16 protein-coding genes are annotated in these 20472 nt (G+C 37.0%); 12 read left to right on the top strand and 4 right to left on the bottom strand.

The window, feature by feature from the left end; all coding sequences use genetic code 11:
- Nucleotides 1-7: 7 nt before the first annotated feature.
- Complete coding sequence (locus MHH88_RS17435; protein ID WP_069509765.1) at nt 8-571, top strand: DUF5366 family protein; 564 nt, start codon at nt 8-10, stop codon at nt 569-571.
- A 148-nt stretch (nt 572-719) separates the two neighbouring features.
- On the opposite strand, the gene MHH88_RS17430 is transcribed toward MHH88_RS17435, so the two are convergent.
- Nucleotides 720-2570: a transglycosylase domain-containing protein gene (locus MHH88_RS17430; RefSeq protein WP_339259651.1), complete on the bottom strand. Its 1851-nt coding sequence runs from the start codon at nt 2568-2570 to the stop codon at nt 720-722.
- A gap of 348 nt (nt 2571-2918) precedes the next feature.
- On the opposite strand from MHH88_RS17430, the gene MHH88_RS17425 reads away from it, so the two are divergent.
- Together MHH88_RS17425 and MHH88_RS17420 are read left to right on the top strand one after the other, a co-directional pair.
- The gene (locus MHH88_RS17425; RefSeq protein ID WP_024364876.1) at nt 2919-3506 is read left to right on the top strand and encodes a peptidylprolyl isomerase; all 588 of its coding nucleotides are present in this window, start codon (nt 2919-2921) and stop codon (nt 3504-3506) included.
- Nucleotides 3507-3530: 24 nt separating this feature from the next.
- Complete coding sequence (locus MHH88_RS17420) at nt 3531-3740, top strand: hypothetical protein (protein WP_025220379.1); 210 nt, start codon at nt 3531-3533, stop codon at nt 3738-3740.
- A 145-nt stretch (nt 3741-3885) separates the two neighbouring features.
- On the opposite strand, the gene MHH88_RS17415 is transcribed toward MHH88_RS17420, so the two are convergent.
- Nucleotides 3886-5055 (bottom strand): MalY/PatB family protein, encoded by a 1170-nt coding sequence (locus MHH88_RS17415; protein WP_069509758.1) that lies wholly within the window; start codon nt 5053-5055, stop codon nt 3886-3888.
- 73 nt (nt 5056-5128) lie between these two features.
- Here MHH88_RS17415 and MHH88_RS17410 point away from each other — a divergent pair, with 73 nt between their 5' ends.
- On the top strand, nt 5129-5389 hold the full coding sequence (locus MHH88_RS17410) for a DUF1871 family protein (protein ID WP_024364879.1): 261 nt from the start codon (nt 5129-5131) through the stop codon (nt 5387-5389).
- A gap of 109 nt (nt 5390-5498) precedes the next feature.
- On the opposite strand, the gene MHH88_RS17405 is transcribed toward MHH88_RS17410, so the two are convergent.
- Nucleotides 5499-6839: a sodium-dependent transporter gene (locus MHH88_RS17405; RefSeq protein WP_107894868.1), complete on the bottom strand. Its 1341-nt coding sequence runs from the start codon at nt 6837-6839 to the stop codon at nt 5499-5501.
- Nucleotides 6840-7083: 244 nt separating this feature from the next.
- On the opposite strand from MHH88_RS17405, the gene MHH88_RS17400 reads away from it, so the two are divergent.
- From MHH88_RS17400 to yugI, 3 genes are all read left to right on the top strand, one after another.
- Entirely contained in the window at nt 7084-7632 is a 549-nt protein-coding gene (locus MHH88_RS17400; protein ID WP_069509750.1) for a sigma-70 family RNA polymerase sigma factor, read from the top strand.
- Nucleotides 7625-9283, top strand: coding sequence for a hypothetical protein (locus MHH88_RS17395; RefSeq protein ID WP_339259644.1), 1659 nt, complete (start codon nt 7625-7627; stop codon nt 9281-9283). Before MHH88_RS17400 ends, MHH88_RS17395 begins: the two co-directional genes overlap by 8 nt.
- Nucleotides 9284-9371: 88 nt before the next feature.
- On the top strand, nt 9372-9749 hold the full coding sequence (gene yugI / locus MHH88_RS17390) for a S1 domain-containing post-transcriptional regulator GSP13 (protein WP_069509744.1): 378 nt from the start codon (nt 9372-9374) through the stop codon (nt 9747-9749).
- Nucleotides 9750-9801: 52 nt separating this feature from the next.
- Here yugI and MHH88_RS17385 read toward each other — a convergent pair whose 3' ends face one another.
- Nucleotides 9802-11109, bottom strand: coding sequence for a sigma 54-interacting transcriptional regulator (locus MHH88_RS17385; protein ID WP_069509741.1), 1308 nt, complete (start codon nt 11107-11109; stop codon nt 9802-9804).
- A 148-nt stretch (nt 11110-11257) separates the two neighbouring features.
- On the opposite strand from MHH88_RS17385, the gene pruA reads away from it, so the two are divergent.
- The 5 genes from pruA to MHH88_RS17360 all read left to right on the top strand — a co-directional run bounded on the left by pruA (nt 11258) and on the right by MHH88_RS17360 (nt 20433).
- Complete coding sequence (pruA, locus tag MHH88_RS17380) at nt 11258-12802, top strand: L-glutamate gamma-semialdehyde dehydrogenase (RefSeq protein ID WP_024364885.1); 1545 nt, start codon at nt 11258-11260, stop codon at nt 12800-12802.
- Nucleotides 12803-13040: 238 nt separating this feature from the next.
- Nucleotides 13041-14234, top strand: coding sequence for an ornithine--oxo-acid transaminase (locus tag MHH88_RS17375; RefSeq protein ID WP_069509735.1), 1194 nt, complete (start codon nt 13041-13043; stop codon nt 14232-14234).
- Between the two features lie 82 nt (nt 14235-14316).
- A complete protein-coding gene (locus MHH88_RS17370; protein WP_069509732.1) occupies nt 14317-15561 on the top strand; it encodes a Glu/Leu/Phe/Val dehydrogenase in 1245 nt (414 codons plus the stop codon).
- Nucleotides 15562-16276: 715 nt separating this feature from the next.
- A complete protein-coding gene (locus MHH88_RS17365; protein WP_339259641.1) occupies nt 16277-19324 on the top strand; it encodes an ATP-binding protein in 3048 nt (1015 codons plus the stop codon).
- The gene (locus MHH88_RS17360) at nt 19321-20433 is read left to right on the top strand and encodes a response regulator (RefSeq protein ID WP_339259639.1); all 1113 of its coding nucleotides are present in this window, start codon (nt 19321-19323) and stop codon (nt 20431-20433) included. Before MHH88_RS17365 ends, MHH88_RS17360 begins: the two co-directional genes overlap by 4 nt.
- Nucleotides 20434-20472: the final 39 nt, after the last annotated feature.

Raw genomic sequence — 20472 nt, 5'->3', positions numbered from 1 at the left:
ATTTTTTATGAGGAACCCTTACATATATGGTTATTTACCATTAATTACAATTTTATTATTTAGTTTAACGTTCGGCATGTATGCCGTAGGTGAAGCATTACAGTTGTTTCAAGCAATCGGTGTTTATTCAGGAATGCGTGAATTTTTATCGGATTTTGAATTACGTGTATTGTTACTCGTTGTATTTGCTCTTATTTTTTTTATGGCGTTTTCAGCACTTAAATTAGTTGGAGAAACAATTCATGAACTAGGAATGTTGTTTTTTTCGAAGGACAATGAAGGGGCTGCGGTGAGCCAAGCACGTGGAGGCTATGTCATTTTATTTATTGGTGCAATGTGTTCTGCCTTTGCAATTCAATCTATCTATGTATTGGCAGGTATTTTTGTATTAACGGTTTTTATATATTTCATTTATCGTATTTATAAAATGAGCCTTTATATGTCTATGGGCGGAACAATTGGATTACTCATATTTGAGCTATTCATGTGGACATTACTATTCTCGTTATTAGTTTATGTCATTTTAAAATTGTACAACGGCGTACTAGCAAGTCTCCCATTTGCCAAATAAAGTGCCAGTCACCCAAACAATTCTGAATTTTTTCTAAGTAAAAACCCACTTTGACTCCTGCGAAGGCTTACGAAATGCCCGCAGATAGTGAAGTGGGTTTTTTATGCTAGTGCCAGTCACTGAAACAATTTGCGCTGATAATAGAAAGTTACTCTAGTAAAACATTAAAGAGTTTGTGATGGATTTTGTACGCTTCTAGTTTTTCCATTGGCTGAGGTTTATCATAACCAAGCCACACGGCAGCCGTATATTGATCATTCAAACCTGCTAGCCAGTAATCACGGTAATCATTTGTTGTACCTGTTTTAGCCCCAACATAGCTACTATTGCTATAAACCCCTTGCCCTGTCCCATTTGAGACAACTTCTGCAAGCAGCCCACGCATATATTTTACGGTTTTAGGCGACCAAATCTGGTCACGTGCCTTGTCCCAACTATATAGCACAGTGCCATCATTAGCGGTTACTTTTCGAATACTGTGGGCTAGCACATAAGAGCCATCGATAAAGCTTGTATAGGCATCTGCAAGCTCAAGAGCCGTGACGCCATATGTTAATCCACCTAATGAAGCAGCGTAAGTATGATCCTTTGCCACCATGGAACGGAAATGGAAACGGTCAAGATAACTGAAAGCTGTATCCACCCCCACAGCATTAAAAATGCGAAGAGCGGACGTATTGTAACTATTCCGGAATGCTGTATGAATTGACACATCACCGTATTGATACCCTCCATAATTTTGTGGACAGAAAGAACCGACACAATAGCTACCACCATTGACAATAGAATCTGGGGTATGGGTTGTTGTTTCAAAATAGGGTGCATAGACAGCAAGTGGCTTAAAGGCTGACCCTGGCTGTCGCGGACCTTGATAGGCTCGATGATAATCAAATTTTTCATAATTTTTTCCAGCATAAAGGCTGACGACTTCACGAGACGAATTGTTAATAACAGCACCCGCCGCCTGTAATTGACCATTGCCTAAAATAGCAGTCATACGCTCTTCATCATGATTCTGTTTAACTGGGTCCAGTGCAGTATAAATAGTTAAACCATTCTGATATAAAGTATTAAGCCGATTGTCTAGTTGTGCTTGAATGGTTTTCTTTTCTTCTTCACTTTGCGTGTTTAGCAGTCGATCTGTATAGCCTTCCTTCTCGGCTACTAGCCAGCGTAACTCTTGAAGAACGTAAGTACTATACATCGGATAGCTTTGTACCTTGTTCTTAACATTTAATGTGATTGCTTCTGCTTTATACGTCATTGCATCTTCTTTTGTAATAACGCCACTTGTAGCGAGTGTATCAAGGAGACGCTCTTGTCTTGCCTTGGTATCATCAAAATGTTTTAAAGGGTTATAAAGAGAAGGATTGTTAGGAATAGCTGAAATAAACGCTATCTGTGCAATCGATAATTCTTGGATAGGCTTTTGAAAATAATAGCTTGCTGCACTACCTATTCCATAAACTTGATTGCTAAAATAGGATTCATTTAAATACATCGTTAAAATGGCATCTTTATCATATTTCTTTTCAAGTTCATAGGCATAAAATAGCTCCGTCAGTTTTCTTTCGTATGTTTTTTCATCAGATAAATAACGCATACGAACAAGCTGTTGGGTAATGGTACTACCTCCTTGTGAAGCTGAATTGGTGTTTGAGTTAGCGACAACCGCGCGTAGGATAGCACTAAGATCGAAGCCGACATGATTATAAAAGTCTGCATCCTCACTGGCAATAAAAATTTCCTGGGCAATTTGTGGGATTTCTTGTAAAGTTAAAGGCTGTCGCCATTCGACATATTCCTCACTAAAGGTTTGGCCGTTCTGATCAACTAGTGTGACTGGAAGCTGTACCTGTACTTCAGGCACCTCAATTTTCTCCTGAATTTGTTGTTCGTGGGCTTGTGCTGTATTCAGCTCTGCTCGTATATTTGTACCAATCCACCAAATGGTAGGTAAACATAGCGTTACAATAATAAAACCAAACACTTTTTTCATACATGCCTCCAACTTTGAAAATAAGTCTTTCATCAGAATAGCATATTTTGGATGTATTCCAAATACTCGTTCAGACCTATTTACACAATACTAAATTACAAAATAAGAATAGCTTTGAGGTCGTCTGTCATTCCAACATGATTTTGGGTTATACTACCATTGGTACTACACAGAAGTTTCTAGATTTTCGCAATCATAATTGGCTAAACGATTGTAAAATTGCAAAATTCGTCAATACTTTGGTGGAGAAAACAGCTAGGAAGTATGTTAGACTAATATGAGGTCAGAAATGATGAGGTATAATCATTTTCGTTGAAACTGAAATTTACATTTAAAGGAGAGACTCCAATGTTTCCACAATTAACAACTGAAGTACAAGAAGGCGAAGTACTAGTAGAAATGAAAACAACGTTAGGTGCATTAAAAATTAAATTGTTCCCAAAACAAGCACCAAAAACAGTTGAAAACTTCTTAGGGCATGCAAAATCAGGTTATTATGATGGTATTATTTTCCATCGTGTTATTCAAGATTTTATGATTCAAGGCGGTGACCCTACTGGTACAGGTATGGGTGGAGAGTCAATTTGGGGTAACTCATTTGAAGATGAGTTTTCTGATGAATTATTTAACCTACGTGGTGCATTATCAATGGCAAATGCTGGTCCAAACACAAACGGTTCTCAATTCTTTATCGTACAAATGAAGCACCTTCCAAGTGATATGCTTCGCCAATTACAAGGTGCTGGTTTCCCAGAAGAAATTATTGAGGCATATGCACAAAATGGTGGAACACCATGGTTAGACCATAAACATTCTGTATTTGGTCATGTTGTAGAAGGTATGGATATCGTTGATAAAATTGCTGAAGTAGAAAAAGACTTCCGTGATAAACCTGTTGAAGATGTGAAAATCGAGTCAATTACAGTTTTTGAATAATTATTGTAAGGACGTGTAGAAAATATGGAACATTTGATGTATCAATTTTTATATTTCCCTGAAGATAAATCAGCGTATATTCCAGCAGCTTTTGAATTTTTAATTATGCTTATTTTATGTATAGGCGTATTTATGATTTTCCGTAAAATTTCTAAAAAGCAGGAATTAAAATCTAAGGAAATCGAAGCACGTATTTTAGCTGAGAGAAACAGCACCAACAATAGACACAATTAAAAAAGCACTCTGCAAAAGAGTGCCTCCGACTATAGACAAACTTGAGATTTCCCGAGTTTGTCTATAGTCTTTTTATATACATCCCGACAGCAGGCACAGTGTAAGCCACAGCTTGAAAATTCAAAATTGTGTGAGTGACTGGCACTTATGACAATGCGAGCTTAAAACGAGCAACGGCATCTTTTACCGTATCAAAGGAGCAAGCTACATTCATGCGCAGGAAGCCACGACCTTCTTCACCATATTTTGAGCCAGGTTCTAGTGCAAGTTTTCCAACTTCAAGCAAACGTTGCATTAATTCTTTTTCATTGAGACCTAGTTGGCGGCAATCGATCCACAGTAAGTACGTACCTTGAGGCTTGGCAATGTGTATGCCAGGCAATTGCGTTAACTCGGCTATAACATAATTCATATTATTTGAAATATATAGAAGTAACTCTTCTAGCCATGGCAATCCTTCTGCGTAGGCTGCTTGCAGTGCTACAGGTGCAAAGCTATTCAATGAACCTTGCCCGCTAGCCATATTAACCGCCTCTAAAAGCATTTGCTTTTTCTTATCAGTCGTAATAATATAAGCAACTTGAATTCCTGCAAGATTAAATGTTTTTGTCGGTGCCATACAGGTAATAACACGATTAATTTCATCTCCTGCCAATTTTGCAAGCGGAGTATGTTGTGCACCATCTAACATTAAATCAGCATGAATCTCGTCTGAAATAATGAGCACATCATATTTTGCACATAAACGAATAATTTCTTTTAATGTGGCTTCATCCCATACATAGCCTCCTGGATTATGTGGATTACACAATATGTAAGCTTTAACGTTTTGGGCAAGTGCCTGTTCAAAAGCCTCGAAATTATAGACATATGTTCCATCTTGCGCGACTAAAGGGCAAGTAACCACTTCGCGGTCATTGCTTTTAGGAATGCTAAAAAATGGCGGATAGAAGGGGGTAGAAATAAGCACTTTATCTCCTTGCTGAGTCAGTGCAGTCAAAATATTTGCCAAAGCTGATAGGACACCGTGGCTGAATGAAATAGATTCTTTCTCAATATGCCAATTGTATCGTTTTTTTTGCCAATCTACTATTGCTTGTTTTGCTTCCTCGCCTACATAGCTATAGCCAAAAATCGCTTCTTCAGCATGTTTTTGTAGTGCTTTTGAAACGGCAGAGGGTGGAGCAAAGTCCATGTCCGCTATCCACATTGGTAATATATCTGTTGTATCGCTTAATTCATAAACTTTCTCCATTGTGTCCCATTTTACTGAGTTAGTACAGCGACGATTTAAAGTTTGATCGAAAATCGACAAGCAAATCCCTCTTTTCTTTTTTTTTTACTATGGTATCATACCTATTAAGATTAAAGGATAATAGGTGAGTATTTTGGATAATATAAAAATGAATCGAACAGCCGTGCATCTGCTAGCAGAGTGGGATCCATTCCACTTAGGTGCTGAGCATTATGATACAGAAACAGCGGATGTTGTTGCAGCACTACAAAGTATTGATGACCCATCTGCTCTTGCAAAGGTCATTCAAGAAACCTACGAGCACTCGTTTGAACAGTGGATTCCAATTGAAGATTGTGTTGCCATTTCATATAAACTACTGGCCATTAAGTTTGAAGCAAAATGTATTATTTAATCGACATATAGTGTTTTTTTATTGGAAAGGTTTGAGTGCAAATGATTGCACGAAAGCTGCTTCCTTATAAAAGTGAGGTTGTCTTCTGTGTTTAGACAACCTCACTTTCTTATTGAAATAATGGCAAAATACCTTGGATAAAAATAAGCAAAATCGCAATAGGTGACACATAACGAATTAAAATATACCAAGTGTTAAACAGTAGACTTGAGGAAGCAAGCTCTTTGCGGGAAATATCCTTCGTATAATAATAGCCTGCAAAAATAGAAATCAGTAAGGCACCGATTGGCATGCCGACACTATTTGTAATAAAGTCTACAAAATCAAAAATGGAACGATCTAATATTTTGACATCTGATAGAATACCGAAAGATAGGGCACTCGGTATACCGAAGATGAAAATAATAAGTCCACCAATCCATGCGATTTTTTTACGCTTCTCGGGTTTGTCTCCAATGGCGATAGCTACTACAATTTCTAACATTGAAATCGAAGAAGTCACGGTAGCAAACAGTAAAAGAATAAAGAAAATCGTTAGGAAAAGGCCCCCAAGTGGCAATTGCTCAAAAACGGCAGGTAAGATAATAAAAACAAGCCCTGGCCCTTGGTCGGGTGTATAGCCTAGTGCGAATACAGCTGGGAAAATAACTAAACCTGCAAGAAGCGAAATAATAATATTCATAGATGCTACATTAATGGCTGAATTACCGATTTTTTCGGTTTTAGGGAGATACGATGCGTACGTAATCATAACAGCTATACCAACACTTAAGGAGAAGAACGCTTGTCCAAGCGCTTTTAAAAATGTTTCGGCATTTAAGTAAGACCAGTCAGGTACAAACATAAATTTTACGCCTTCCATTGCACCATCAAGTGTTAAGGAACGGATTACTAACACAATAAAGAAAATAAATAGTAATGGCATCATCCACGTACTTGCTTTTTCAATCCCACCTTTAATGCCTCCAGATACGATAGCAATCGTTAACAGTAAAAATAACCCTTGCACAAGTACCGCTTCAAATGGACTAGAGATAATATTGCCAAACAAATCAGCATAATTCCCGTTATGACCATCACTCGTTAATTGAAACGTTAAGGAACGTCCTAAATAACTTAAAATCCATCCGCCTACTACACTATAGAAGGATAGTATTAAACCCGCAATAATCATGCCGCCCCAACCTATTAAAAACCATGGTTTTCCTGGGGCTTGTTGTTTGAATGACGTGACAGCATCCTTTTGCCCACGACGTCCAATCATAAATTCTGCAATTAACACCGGTAAACCGATGAAAAATGTACATAAAATGAATAATAAAATAAATACACTTCCGCCGTTGGTTCCCGCCATATAGGGGAATTTCCAGATAGCGCCTAATCCTATGGCGCTACCAGCAGCAGCTAAAATAAATCCAATTTTTGTTGAAAATTGATCTCTAGATGACACGAAAATAAAGCCTCCTTATACTAAAGTTCTATTTTACCGCAAATACGGCATAACACAAGGCAAATTTCTGAAAATTGATTATAAATACTTTTTACGTACCAACGTTTTAATACAAGTGAATTTTGGAGCGACAATGCATGATGTACTATCAATTTTAGCGACTTCCACATGCGCTATTCGTCATTTAAAATTAATGTAACAATTGGGAAGAACAGGTCGTTACATAGAAAAGGAGGGGTAATGAGTGAGTGAAACGGAATTAATCGAGCGAGCACAACAAGGTGACAAAGAAGCTTATATTGAACTAATTCGCATCCATCAGCGAACAGTTGAAAAATTTGCCTTTCAATGTGGCGTACATAGTAGTGATTTAGCGGATGTTTCACAAGAAGTTTTTGTTAAGCTATACCGTTTTTTACATCAATTTAAGCAGGATCGATTTACGACATGGCTTTATAAAGTCACACTTAATGCTACCCGTGATTATTATCGAAAAGAACGACGTGAGCAAGCAAAGGAGGAGCTATTAAGCGCACAGCGACAAGTCCCAAGTCCTTCAGCTGAAAAGCATGTCCTTAATTTTGAGGAAGACCGCGTATTGCATCACAGCATTCAAGCACTTGATGAAAAATATCGCTATCCGCTCGTCTTATATTACTTTCATGAGTTGAAGTATGAAGAAATTGCCGAGGTACTTGGCATTTCGTTATCCACTGTCAAAGTACGCATATTGCGCGCAAAAGAAAAGCTTAAACTAGCTTTGACACAGGAAGGGAGTGTTGAGAATGGATGATCAACAATTTGACAAGCGCATGGCACTGTTGAAAAAATCATACGACCGAATGGAACTTCAATTAAATCCCGACAATGTTTTCAAGCAAATCGAAGAAGAAAAAGAAGAAGAAGCACTACCTAAGCAATCGAATACCGCACAACAAAAACACGCCTTAAAATGGCAGAAGCCAGCAGTATGGATAGCAAGCGTTGCAAGTGTGTTGCTAGTTGGTCTGTTAGTGTCGTTCTATACATTGAATCAACAGGAAAATACACACAGTGAACTAACACAAGATGTGTCTGTTGAAAAGGCAGTTGAGGAAGAGGTAGCAGATTACTTAACGGAAAAATTTAATAGTAAAAAGGAGGATATTAGAAAGGAATTAAAAGTGACCAAAGATGAGCTAGAAGCGTTTGATTTTATTAAAAACGCAAATTCAATGTTAGATTTTTATCTAACGACTAATTTGCATTTGAAATTAACGGATGAAAACTATGTTGAAAATATGGAAGAAAATATAATGAATCGGTTAATAACTCCTAAGCGGTCGTTAGAAAAGATAAAAACCTTTAGAAATTTAAGCTTTGAGGAATCGTTTGCAGTTTATAGTAACTACGTTATTTCGGTAGAGGAATTGGAGCGTTTTTATAGCAAGCTTCTTGAGCCTTATCAACAGCAATTAAAGGAAAAAGATGATGTAAAACAATATCCATCTGATTTACAAGCTATTATTGAAGCGGCAAATAATCAATATATGGAGTTGAAAACGGATGGAAATGGCGTATTTTACTTTAAAGCAAATCCAATCGATGGGGAATTTGCTCCGCAGTATATCAACCAATTACATCCGGATGTTTTCGGGTATTTCGAATATTTAAAAATGGGTTACTTATTATTGGCTGATGACTTACGATATACGCGAGAAGAAACGGCGCGCTCACTTAAAATAATGGAACGTACATTACTTGCAGATGTAAATGCGGATTCTACCGATTACAAGCTATTACAGGAAACCTATAAAAATACGTGGGTGGTCTTATTGCTAGGTACAAAACAATATCCTGCCATAGCAAATGACGGGCAACCTAATCGGGACTATATGAAATTTTTAGAGGAAGTAGCTAGTGGAAAGTATGGTGAAGTAATGCAAAAGACCGCTGCTACAATTTTAGGAGAATTACAGCAAACGCAACACTCCGCTACATTATCACAACTCACACCTTATGATATTTGGACAATACTTTTACAAACACGGCAAGAAACAACAGGTACTATTAACGACAGTGACTTTAATGTTGTCGATATGAATGAGTCTCGTATTGCACAAATAAAAGGAATATATGAACAATATAAAAACAATAATGATGAAGCAATCATCAATCAACTACACCCAATCAATATTGCCTCACTTTACTTATACGCCGTGACCATAGACGATAAGGAAATGCAAAATGCTTTGTTAACACCAGATGCCGAAGTGGATGCAAATATGTTACAAACCATACAGAGTCTTGATGTTTTTAGTCAGCTAGGCGAATATAATGGAATTATTCCTACCGTCGCTGCTCGCGTTGCTATAGGGAGTCAGGAAAAGTACGGAAGGCAGTTCCTCATCAAGTTTTCAAAATCAGAGGAAGGTTATTATCGTATCACAGCCATCATGGATTGATGGGATGATTTTTTGCCCCACTTATTGACGTATGTTATAATTTATCGTGATATATACGTAGCAAACATATAGAAAGTGGGCAAAGGTTATGGCAAAAAAATATGAATTAGGAGACGTATTGACCGGAAAAGTTACAGGTATTCAACCGTACGGTGCATTTGTAGCACTTGATGACGATACACAAGGGCTCGTGCATATTTCTGAAATTACGTACGGCTTTGTAAAAGACGTCAGTGAGTTTTTATCAGTAGGGCAAGAGGTTGAAGTAAAGGTACTTGAGATCGATGAAGCGGCCGAAAAAATTAGTTTATCGATTCGTGCCTTACAAGAGCGCCCTGCAGCAACAAGAAAAAAAGACGCACCACCCCGAAAATCATTACAGGATCGTGTAGATGAATCCGATGCGAATGGTTTTAATTCCTTAAAAGATAAATTACAGGACTGGATCGAACAGTCAGGACACTAAAAAAAGAGGATGCCTTCATGTGAAGGCATTCTCTTTTTTATTATTAATCATTTTAGCCCTTTTTCATCTTCCGTATGCGATATTGCAGGTTTTGCCGGCTCATACCGAGAGCACCAGCAGCCTTCGTTATATTGCCTTCATATAGATTTAAGACATTTTGCACATAATAGGATTCGGCTTCTCGTAAATAAGCATCGAGGGGCATGACATCGTTTTGCTGGTGGAACATGAAAAATTCAGGTTCATGGTCAGATGTGTCTTGGCTTTGCACTTTAAATCGAAAATGAACAGGTAGTAAATCAAACGTAACGGTTGATTCCGTTGTCATAAACGAAACGATTTCATCTAGCAATAGTTCGAGTTCCTTTAGATTTCCAGGCCAATCATATTGTAAGAATAATGCTTGGACATCCGGTGCAAGTTCTGCCACGTTTGACGCAAATCGTTCACGATGACGACTAAAATAATCTGCCACGAACGGTAAAATATCTTCTTTGCGATCTGTTAAATTTGGAATAGTAATGGACATTGTTGCAAAGAAATAATAGAGAGACTTAGAAAGTTTATTCTCTGCAATAAGCGTAATTGGGTCACTGCCGACACTGCCGATTAGCATATATTTGGATGGTGGTAATGACTGCAATAACTCGAGTAGCTGTTCCTGAATAGGAAGGCTTAAAAAATCAATACGTTCAAAGAAAAAAGTATAGGCTTTATCATCTTGTAAAAGTTCTTGCACCTTATCGAGCACGGATTTTGCAGAACGACGACTAAATAGTGTAACAAAGGCTTCTGGATCAGTAGATGCTGCATGGTGAATACCTTCTGCAACTAAATCTTTACCTGTACCAGATTCTCCGATAAGTAAAACAGGTAATTTTACTGCAGCCGCTTTTTTAGCATTGACAATAACTTGCTGCATTGCTTCAGACACTGCCGTAATCATATCAAAAGTTAAAGGCTCACCATAACGTCGTAGCGGCTGATAGACTAATTTTTCTAAAGATGTGATATCACGTGCAAATTCTATAGCACCAATTAATTTATTTTTTTTGAAAAGTGGGAATGTATCGTTAATGGTTGTAATTTCATGACCGTTTTTATTCCAATAGGTTTGTTTCACATTCATTTCTTGTAAACCGGTTTGTAACACCCGCATTAAAGTACTTTCATGTTGACGGAAGGAAAACAATTCAATAATTGAACGATCTGCTAATTCATCAAAATGAAATCCTTCGATTTCTTTCATTTTTGAATTATAGATAATTGTTTTACCCGTTATGTCAATCGCATGTATACCAACGGATACATTAGTTGCAATAAACTCATAAAAGGGTAGTAATGGTTCAGAATTATTCATAAAATGTGCACCTCAAAAATTTTTTACTTGAAATATGCAACGAAATTTTGCATTATAATAAGTGTAAGAATATTTTATACGCAAAAATATTTTGCGTCAATAGTTTTTGCATACTAAATATTTACAGCTCACAAAAGGAGGATATAGTATGATTCCATACAAACATGAACCATTTACAGATTTTTCTCAAGAGGCAAATTACAACGCATATTTAGAGGCATTAAATAAAGTCGAAAGTTATTTAGGTCAAGACTATCCATTAATTATTGGTGGAGAGCGCATTACTACAGAAGATAAAATCGTTTCATATAACCCAGCTAAAAAAACACAAGTGATTGGTCGCGTTTCAAAAGCAAGCAGAGAATTAGCTGAAAAAGCAATGCAAGTAGCTGACGAAACATTTAAAACATGGAAAAAAGTAGACCCAGCGATTCGCGCTGATGTGTTATTCAAAGCGGCAGCAATTATCCGTCGTCGTAAACATGAGTTTTCAGCATTATTAACAAAAGAAGCTGGTAAGCCATGGAATGAAGCGGATGCAGATACAGCAGAAGCAATTGACTTCTTAGAATACTATGGTCGCCAAATGTTACGTATTAAAGACGGCCAACCAGTAGAAAGTCGTCCAGGTGAATACAACCGTTATGATTACATCCCATTAGGAATCGGTATTGTTATTTCACCATGGAACTTCCCATTTGCAATTATGGCGGGTACTACTGTAGCAGCTTTAGTAACAGGGAATACAGTATTATTAAAGCCTGCTTCAACTACACCAGTTGTTGCATATAAATTTATCGAAGTTTTAGAAGAAGCAGGATTACCAGCAGGTGCCGTTAACTACGTACCAGGTTCTGGTGCAGAAGTAGGGGATTACTTAGTAGATCATCCGAAAACGCGCTTTATCAGCTTCACAGGTTCTCGCGATGTAGGTTTACGTATTAACCAACGTGCAGCAACACATAACGAAGGTCAAATTTGGATTAAACGTGTTATCGCTGAAATGGGCGGTAAAGATACAATTGTTGTTGATAAAGAAGCGGACTTAGAGCTTGCAGCACAATCAATTGTAAAATCAGCTTTCGGCTTCTCAGGTCAAAAATGTTCAGCATGCTCTCGTGCTGTTATCGTAGAAGATGTTTATGATACAGTAGTGAACCGTGTAGCAGAGCTTACTAATGAATTAACAATTGGTGACCCAGCTGACAACAGTAACTTCATGGCAACAGTAATCGACCAAGCAGCTTTCAATAAAATTACTGAATACATTGAAATCGGGAAAAAAGAAGGACGCCTTGTAGCAGGCGGTACAGCAGATGATTCAGTTGGTTACTTCATCAATCCAACAGTGTTTGCAGACGTAGACCCTTCTGCTCGCATCATGAAAGAAGAAATTTTCGGACCAGTTGTAGCAATTGCAAAAGCAAAAGATTTCGATGAAGCGATTGAAATTGCAAACGACACAGAATACGGCTTAACAGGTGCAGTTATTACAAATAATCGTATGAACCTAGAAAAAGCGCGTGAAGATTTCCACGTTGGTAACTTATACTTCAACCGTGGTTGTACAGGTGCTATCGTTGGTTACCAACCATTTGGTGGCTTCAACATGTCTGGTACTGACTCAAAAGCTGGTGGCCCAGACTACCTACAACTTCATATGCAAGCAAAAACAACTTCAGAAATGCTTTAATTTTTTACTGATTTAATGTGGAACGCACCACATGTTCATCAAAGATAGACTGTTCTAGTAAGTAGAAAAAGTTAGCAACACCTCGTAGAAAATAAAACAACCTACGAGGTGTGCGACTTAATCGCATTAAGGTGAACTAAAATTTTTTGTTTCTATTATATAGCTCCTTTTTCAGCTCTACTATGCAGTCCTATCTTTCATAGATTTTTATTATGAGTTAGTAGGGAGAGAGTGCTTTATGACAAAATCACAACAAGTTATTGAACAAACACAAAATTACGGTGCTGCAAACTATCATCCACTGCCAATCGTTATTGCAGAGGCTGAGGGTGCTTGGGTTAAAGATCCAGAAGGAAACAAATACTTAGATATGTTATCAGCATATTCTGCAGTAAATCAGGGACATCGTCATCCTAAAATTATTGCTGCATTAAAAGAACAAGCTGATAAAGTAACATTAACTTCTCGTGCATTTTACAGTGAAAACTTAGGTGAATGGTATGAGCTAGTAGGAAAATTAACAAATAAACAAATGGTTTTACCTATGAATACGGGTGCAGAAGCAGTGGAAACTGCATTTAAAGCAGCTCGTCGTTGGGCTTATGACGTAAAAGGTGTCGAAGAAGGGAAAGCAGAACTAATCGCATGTAACGGAAACTTCCACGGACGTACGATGCTAGCTGTATCTTTATCATCTGATGAAGAATATCGTCGCGGTTTCGGACCGATGTTACCAAATATTAAACTTGTTGATTATGGTAATTTAGAAGCATTAAAAGCAGCAATTACACCAAATACAGCAGCATTTTTAATTGAGCCAATTCAAGGGGAAGCTGGTATTGTGATTCCACCAGAAGGTTTCTTAAAAGCTGCACGTGAACTATGCCGTGAAAATAATGTATTATTTATTGCGGATGAAATTCAAGCTGGGTTAGCTCGTACAGGTAAAATGTTTGCATGTGATTGGGAAGAAGTAGAGCCTGATATGTACATCTTAGGTAAAGCATTAGGCGGCGGTGTATTCCCAATTTCTTGTGTAGCTGCTAACCGCGATATTTTAGGTGTCTTCAACCCGGGTTCACACGGTTCAACTTTTGGAGGAAATCCTCTAGCATGTGCTGTGTCAATCGCATCTATTAAAGTATTATTAGATGAAAAATTAGCAGAGCGTTCACAAGAACTAGGTGAATATTTCAAAGGGAAACTACGTGAAATCAACAACCCGGTGATTAAAGATGTTCGTGGTCGTGGTTTATTTATCGGTATGGAATTAACAGAGGCAGCTCGTCCATATTGTGAAAAGTTAAAAGAATTAGGCTTATTATGTAAAGAAACACATGATACTGTTATTCGTTTTGCACCACCATTAGTTATTTCTCAAGAAGATTTAGATTGGTCAATTGCTCAAATTGAAAAAGTATTTAAACTTTAACAAAATGTTCACATTTTATTTCGGAAGTGTGTTACAATGATGCCGATATACTATCATTATAAAAACAAAGAGGCGATTTAATATGTCTGAAAACTTAAATCTGTTCACATCAACTCAAGATGTTATTCAAGAAGCTCTTAATAAACTAGGCTATGACGAAGCAATGTATGAATTACTGAAAGAACCGCTTCGTATGCTACAAGTACGCATTCCAGTTAAAATGGATGATGGTACTACAAAAGTATTTACTGGTTACCGTGCTCAGCACAATGATGCAGTAGGACCAACAAAAGGTGGTGTGCGTTTCCACCCAGCTGTTTCAGAAGAGGAAGTTAAAGCGCTTTCAATGTGGATGACATTGAAATGTGGAATCGTTGATCTACCGTATGGCGGAGGTAAAGGCGGTGTCATCTGTGACCCACGTCAAATGTCTATGGGTGAGATTGAACGTCTAAGCCGTGGTTATGTACGTGCAGTAAGTCAAATCGTAGGACCAACAAAAGATATTCCTGCGCCAGACGTATTTACAAATGCACAAATTATGGCATGGATGATGGATGAATATAGCCGTATGGACGAATTCAACTCTCCAGGGTTCATCACAGGTAAGCCACTTGTACTTGGTGGTTCTCAAGGTCGCGATCGTGCAACTGCTCAAGGTGTTACAATCGTTATCGAAGAAGCTGCAAAAAAACGTGGTATTGATATTAAAGGTGCTCGCGTTGTTATTCAAGGATTTGGTAACGCAGGTAGCTTCTTAGCTAAATTCATGAATGATTTAGGTGCCAAAGTAATTGGTATTTCAGATGCATATGGTGCACTTCATGATCCTGAAGGTTTAGATATCGACTACTTATTAGATCGTCGTGATAGCTTCGGAACTGTAACAACATTATTCGAAAACACAATTTCAAATAAAGATCTTTTAGAGCTTGATTGTGATATTTTAGTTCCTGCCGCAATTGAAAACCAAATTACTGCTGACAATGCGCATAATATTAAAGCAAACATTGTCGTAGAAGCAGCAAACGGTCCAACAACAGCAGAAGCAACTAAAATTTTAACAGAGCGCGGTATTTTACTTGTACCAGATGTATTAGCATCTGCAGGTGGTGTTACAGTATCTTACTTCGAGTGGGTACAAAATAACCAAGGTTATTACTGGACAGAAGAAGAAGTAGAAGAACGCCTTTACAAAAAAATGGTTGAAGCATTTGACAATGTTTATACAACTGCCACTACACGTAACATCAATATGCGCTTAGCTGCATATATGGTTGGTGTACGTCGTACTGCAGAAGCATCACGCTTCCGCGGATGGGTTTAATCTATACAAAAAGGGTCGTCTCCAATTTGGAGCGACTCTTTTTTGTATAGAATGAAGCCGTTTGCCCTTTAGCTAAAGGTAATGCTAACAAAACTATTTTACGGAGATTTTTTTTTGTTTGTAAGTATGAGATGTTCGAGCCGTTGCTCCAACACTTTTTTCTTTTCCACGCGCCTCTTTCTTAATTGCATTATTCGCAATACTAGCAAGCTCCCCAATATAATTCCGCATCCAATGATTGAACTAATAAGCATAAACAAAATTCCTTTATGATGTAATAGCTTAACTATATAAAGTATGTCTATACAAAATCTGAACAGCTACACCTTACTCGTTAGGAAGCGTTCATTATTGAATATTTGTTTGTTAAAAACTAACTATCAAAAATTCTTATTGTTCATAAGAAAACGGCAAGAAATTTTTTGTAAAATAAACTCTGGTACAACGGTTCAGTTTTTGTTCAACTTATGTATGGTAGGATACTAATTAAAAATAATAATTTTGAAGAACCAAAGGCGATCGTTTACTCTCACTCTAATTATTAAGTATTGAGGCTGTTAAAAATAAAAGGTAGATTGAATCTGAGAACGCTTAAATCAATAGTAGAATTTAGTTGATTCTATTTCTTTTAATTACTTATATACAGCGACTATCCAACTAGAAGGGGAAATGTGGCAAATGCAAAAAGGGAATTAAAAATTAAGGAGGCGTGATAATGAAAAAAAATATTGGAATTATCGTAACTATTATCATGCTATTTATGGTCGTGTTTTTCATCGGTAATCGTCATTACTTTTTTGTAGATAACCCGCAAATTGTCCATGATGGTGCTGTCACAATTGATGCAGAACAATTACAAAAACATAAGACTGTAAAACTAGAAGGGACATGGGCTTTCTATCCAAATGTATTAATTCCATCGTGGGAGTCCCTTTCTAGTTATGAAAGTAAAAGAATTCCTATTACTGTACCTGCAAATTGGCATGACTATGTTCAGCGAAATACAGAAGGGATCACAGTTGGAACTTATCATGTCAAAGTAAAAGTACCAGTTGACGGACAGTATGGCTTATACATACGGACAATACGCCAGTCGAGCCGTGTATTTATTAATGGCACGGAAGTAGGCGCAAGGGGCAATCCAAGTACAGAAATAACTGATTTTCGTACGGAAAATGATGATAAATATACGGTCTTTGCACAAAGTGACAACAGTGTACTTGATATCGTGATACATGTAAGCAATTTTAATTATCCACAGGCGGGTATTATTTACCCGATAGAATTTGGCACAATAGAAGCCATCGAACATCACTATCGAGTTAAAGTTTTGGCAGATGCTTTGGTTAGTATGGGGTATATTATTTTTGGCATTATTTATATCATATCGTATGCGCAAAACCGTCAGCGCAAGGAAGAACTGCTTTTTGGTTTGTTTACGATATTATTAGGGTGCTATATGTCATTTATCAATCAAAAATTATTTTTCTTATTAATCCCCGATATTTTAACAATCTACCAAATTCGTTTACAATTAGGCATCTTACCGCTCGCGCTTATTTGTTTAACACTTTTTATTTATTTTTTGTATCCGCAGTTGGCGAAAAAAAGAGTTATTTATGCATTGGTTATTTTGCTTAGTATCGTTTTTATTATTTATGGAATTTATAATCCATTTACTCAGAGAGCTACCTCTGCACAAGCTCTAACGACTAGAAAAATTATTTATATTGCAGTAATAGCTCCAGTTGTACTTTATAATGTGTGGATTCTTATCCGTATTATGATGAAGCGTATCGAAGGGGCACAATATATTTTAATCGTTTTTGCCTCTCTTTGCTGTTATGCAACGTTATTAATCTTTAATTTTTTAACGGGTTTCCCGATTGATTATACGGAAATCATCTTATTTTTACTTGTACTATTGGGATTCGCCTCATTGTTAAATTTCCGTTTTAATACAGCATTTATAAAAGTGCAAACATTATCGGAGGAGCTGTTTGCACATAACAAAATGAAAGATGAATTTCTGCTGAAAACTTCCCAAGAGTTACGCATACCTTTGGATGGAATTTTAAATCTGTCAAAATCGTTAATGGAAGGCGTACAGGGACCATTAAAGCGTGCACAGCAGGAGCATGTGATTTTAATTCATCATGTCACACAACGTTTAGGCTATTTAGTTGAAGATTTATTATTTTCCTCGAACCATATGATTGGAGAAGTGCGTGTTTCACCTCGTGTGGTTCCGGTAATGGTTATTAATGAAATGATAGAAGAAATGCATAGCGTGATGCCGCATGATAAAAATGTACGTTTAATCAGTAAGGTTGATTCAACCTTGCCTGCAATGTATACAGATGAGTTACGCTTTAAACAGGTGCTATACAATTTATTACATAATGCCATACAGCATACGGAAGTTGGACAAATTACAGTAACTGCTCGTATAGATGATAATCATATGGTCATTGCCGTAAGTGACACAGGTTCTGGCATTCCACATCATGAATTAGAGCGCATCTTTAATGCTTTCTATCAGGTGAATATCGATCATAAAAAAGAAGGTCTCGGCTTGGGGTTAAGCATTGCAAAGAATATCGTAGAAAAATTGCAAGGTGAAATTTTTGTAGAAAGTATCCTTGATAAAGGAACTACTTTTACATTTACAATGCCCCTAGCAATGGCAGTAGATAGTAACAAAGAAAAACAACTTACGCTTGTTTCAGATGCACAAGCGTTGCGTCTCGATTTACCGCTACTTTATAAAGGAAATGACAAAAAAATCCTTGTTGTAGATGACAATCACTTGAATATCAAAGTATTAGCAGATGCACTCATGCAAAAAGGCTATACGGTTATTGGGGTAGATAATGGCTTTGAGGCGATGGAATATATTAAATCGCAAAAAGTGGATTGCATGTTAATTGACCTGATGATGAACGGCATGTCGGGCTATGAATTATGTAGACAAGTGCGTAAACAATATGACATGTTGGAATTACCGATTATTGTTTTAACTGCAATCATGAAACATTCAGATTTAGTGTTAACATTACAAGGAGGAGCCAATGATTATTTACGAAAGCCAGTTGCCATGGATGAATTGTTTATTCGCATTGAGTCATTGTTAGCTGTGCGGCAATCATCATTAGATGCTATTGAAGATGAGATGAATTATTTATATACGCAAGTGACACCTCACTTTGTTTACAACACGCTGAATACGATTATTGGATTAAGTTATGTAGATGTGGAAAATACTAGAGAAGCACTCTACTGTTTAGCAACGTATTTTCGGGCAAAGCTGAATGTCCATTATCGCAATAGTATGGTGCCGATTGAAGAAGAAATGGAACTTGTTAAAGCTTATCTTTATATTGAAAAAATGCGCTTTGGTGATCGTTTGATTGTTAAATATGATTTGGACGAAACCATTCAACTGCTTATCCCTGCCTTGTCAATTCAGCCATTAGTAGAAAATGCTGTTTTTCATGGGATTTCAAAAAAAAGGGAGGGCGGTACAATTGAAGTGAGCGTCAAGCGAGAGGGGCAATTTGTTCGTATTAAAGTATACGATAACGGTGTCGGAATACCAGATGATAAATTACAACAATTATTAAACGAAGAAAGCTCTCGTATTGGTTTTACAAATCCATTGAAAAAATTTAAGTTAATGAAAAATGCAAGTCTCCGATTATATAGTGAAGAAGGTAAGGGTACAACCATTTTAATATTATTACCAGAAGGTGATGGAGCATGAATATAATCATTATCGATGATGAAAAGATGGGCATAGATGTATTAAGTATTATGTTAGGGCGACTTATGCAATTTCAGATTTCTATAAAAGGGGCATTTACTACTATGGCTGATGCCCTTATTTTACTTGAAAAAGAAACAATTGATCTTGCCTTTTTAGATATAGAAATGATAGATATGCACGGTTTACAAGTTGCAAAACAGCTATTGTTAAAACAACCATCTTTGCAAATAATTTTTGTCACAGCGCATGCACAGTTTGCGGTGGATGCATTCGACATTGAGGCTACTGATTATTTGTTAAAGCCTGTTCATGAGAAACGACTTAGCAAAGCGATAATGAAGGCACAGCAAAAGTGGCAATTACAAAAAGAAACAACTAGAGATAAAAGAGTAAGCCCATTGTATGCTCATACACTCGGTAGTTTTTATTTACTAGATGCGCAGAAAGAGATGGTGAAATGGCGTACTAGAAAAGTTCGAGAGTTGTTTCTATATTTATGGTTTCATCGAAAGAGACCCTTATTAAATGTGGTTATTCTAGAGGAATTATGGCCAGAATTAGAGTTTGAAAAGGCCGCAAGTAATTTGCATACGTCTGTCTATCAATTAAGAAAAATTTTAAAAGAAAATGGTTTTGAGGACCCGATTCAGTTAGTCAATAATCATTACCAACTAAATGTTGAAATTGATAGTGATTTTGAAGAACTGGGTCAATTACTTGAACGAGAACATCACAGTGAACAAACGATTCAACAAGTGTTAAATTGCTACGAAGGTGATTTTTTAGCAGAGGAAGAATATTCTTGGGCGATTCAAATGCAGCTCCGTTTAAAACAAGGTGTACTCCATTTGCTTGAAACGTATATTGCGAATACGAAGGAAATAAATCCGCTCTTACAATTAAATTGTCTACAAAAAATGCTTGAACTAGATGAATTTAATGAACAGTATATGTTTTTACTGTTGCAATTTTTAATCAAGCAAAATAAAAAACAAGAATGCATCCTTTGCTACGATGAAATACAGAGAAAATTACAAGATGAATTAGGTGTACCTGTGCCTGAAAAAATACATAGGGCATATGCGGATTATTGTATGCGCGTATAATGGTGCATAAATCTTTGCTTTCTACTCTAGAAATATGAG

The sequence above is a fragment of the Lysinibacillus sp. FSL K6-3209 genome (assembly GCF_037976175.1).
GTDB lineage: Bacteria > Bacillota > Bacilli > Bacillales_A > Planococcaceae > Lysinibacillus > Lysinibacillus sphaericus_D.
This window is presented reverse-complemented; position numbering and strand designations above follow the sequence as displayed.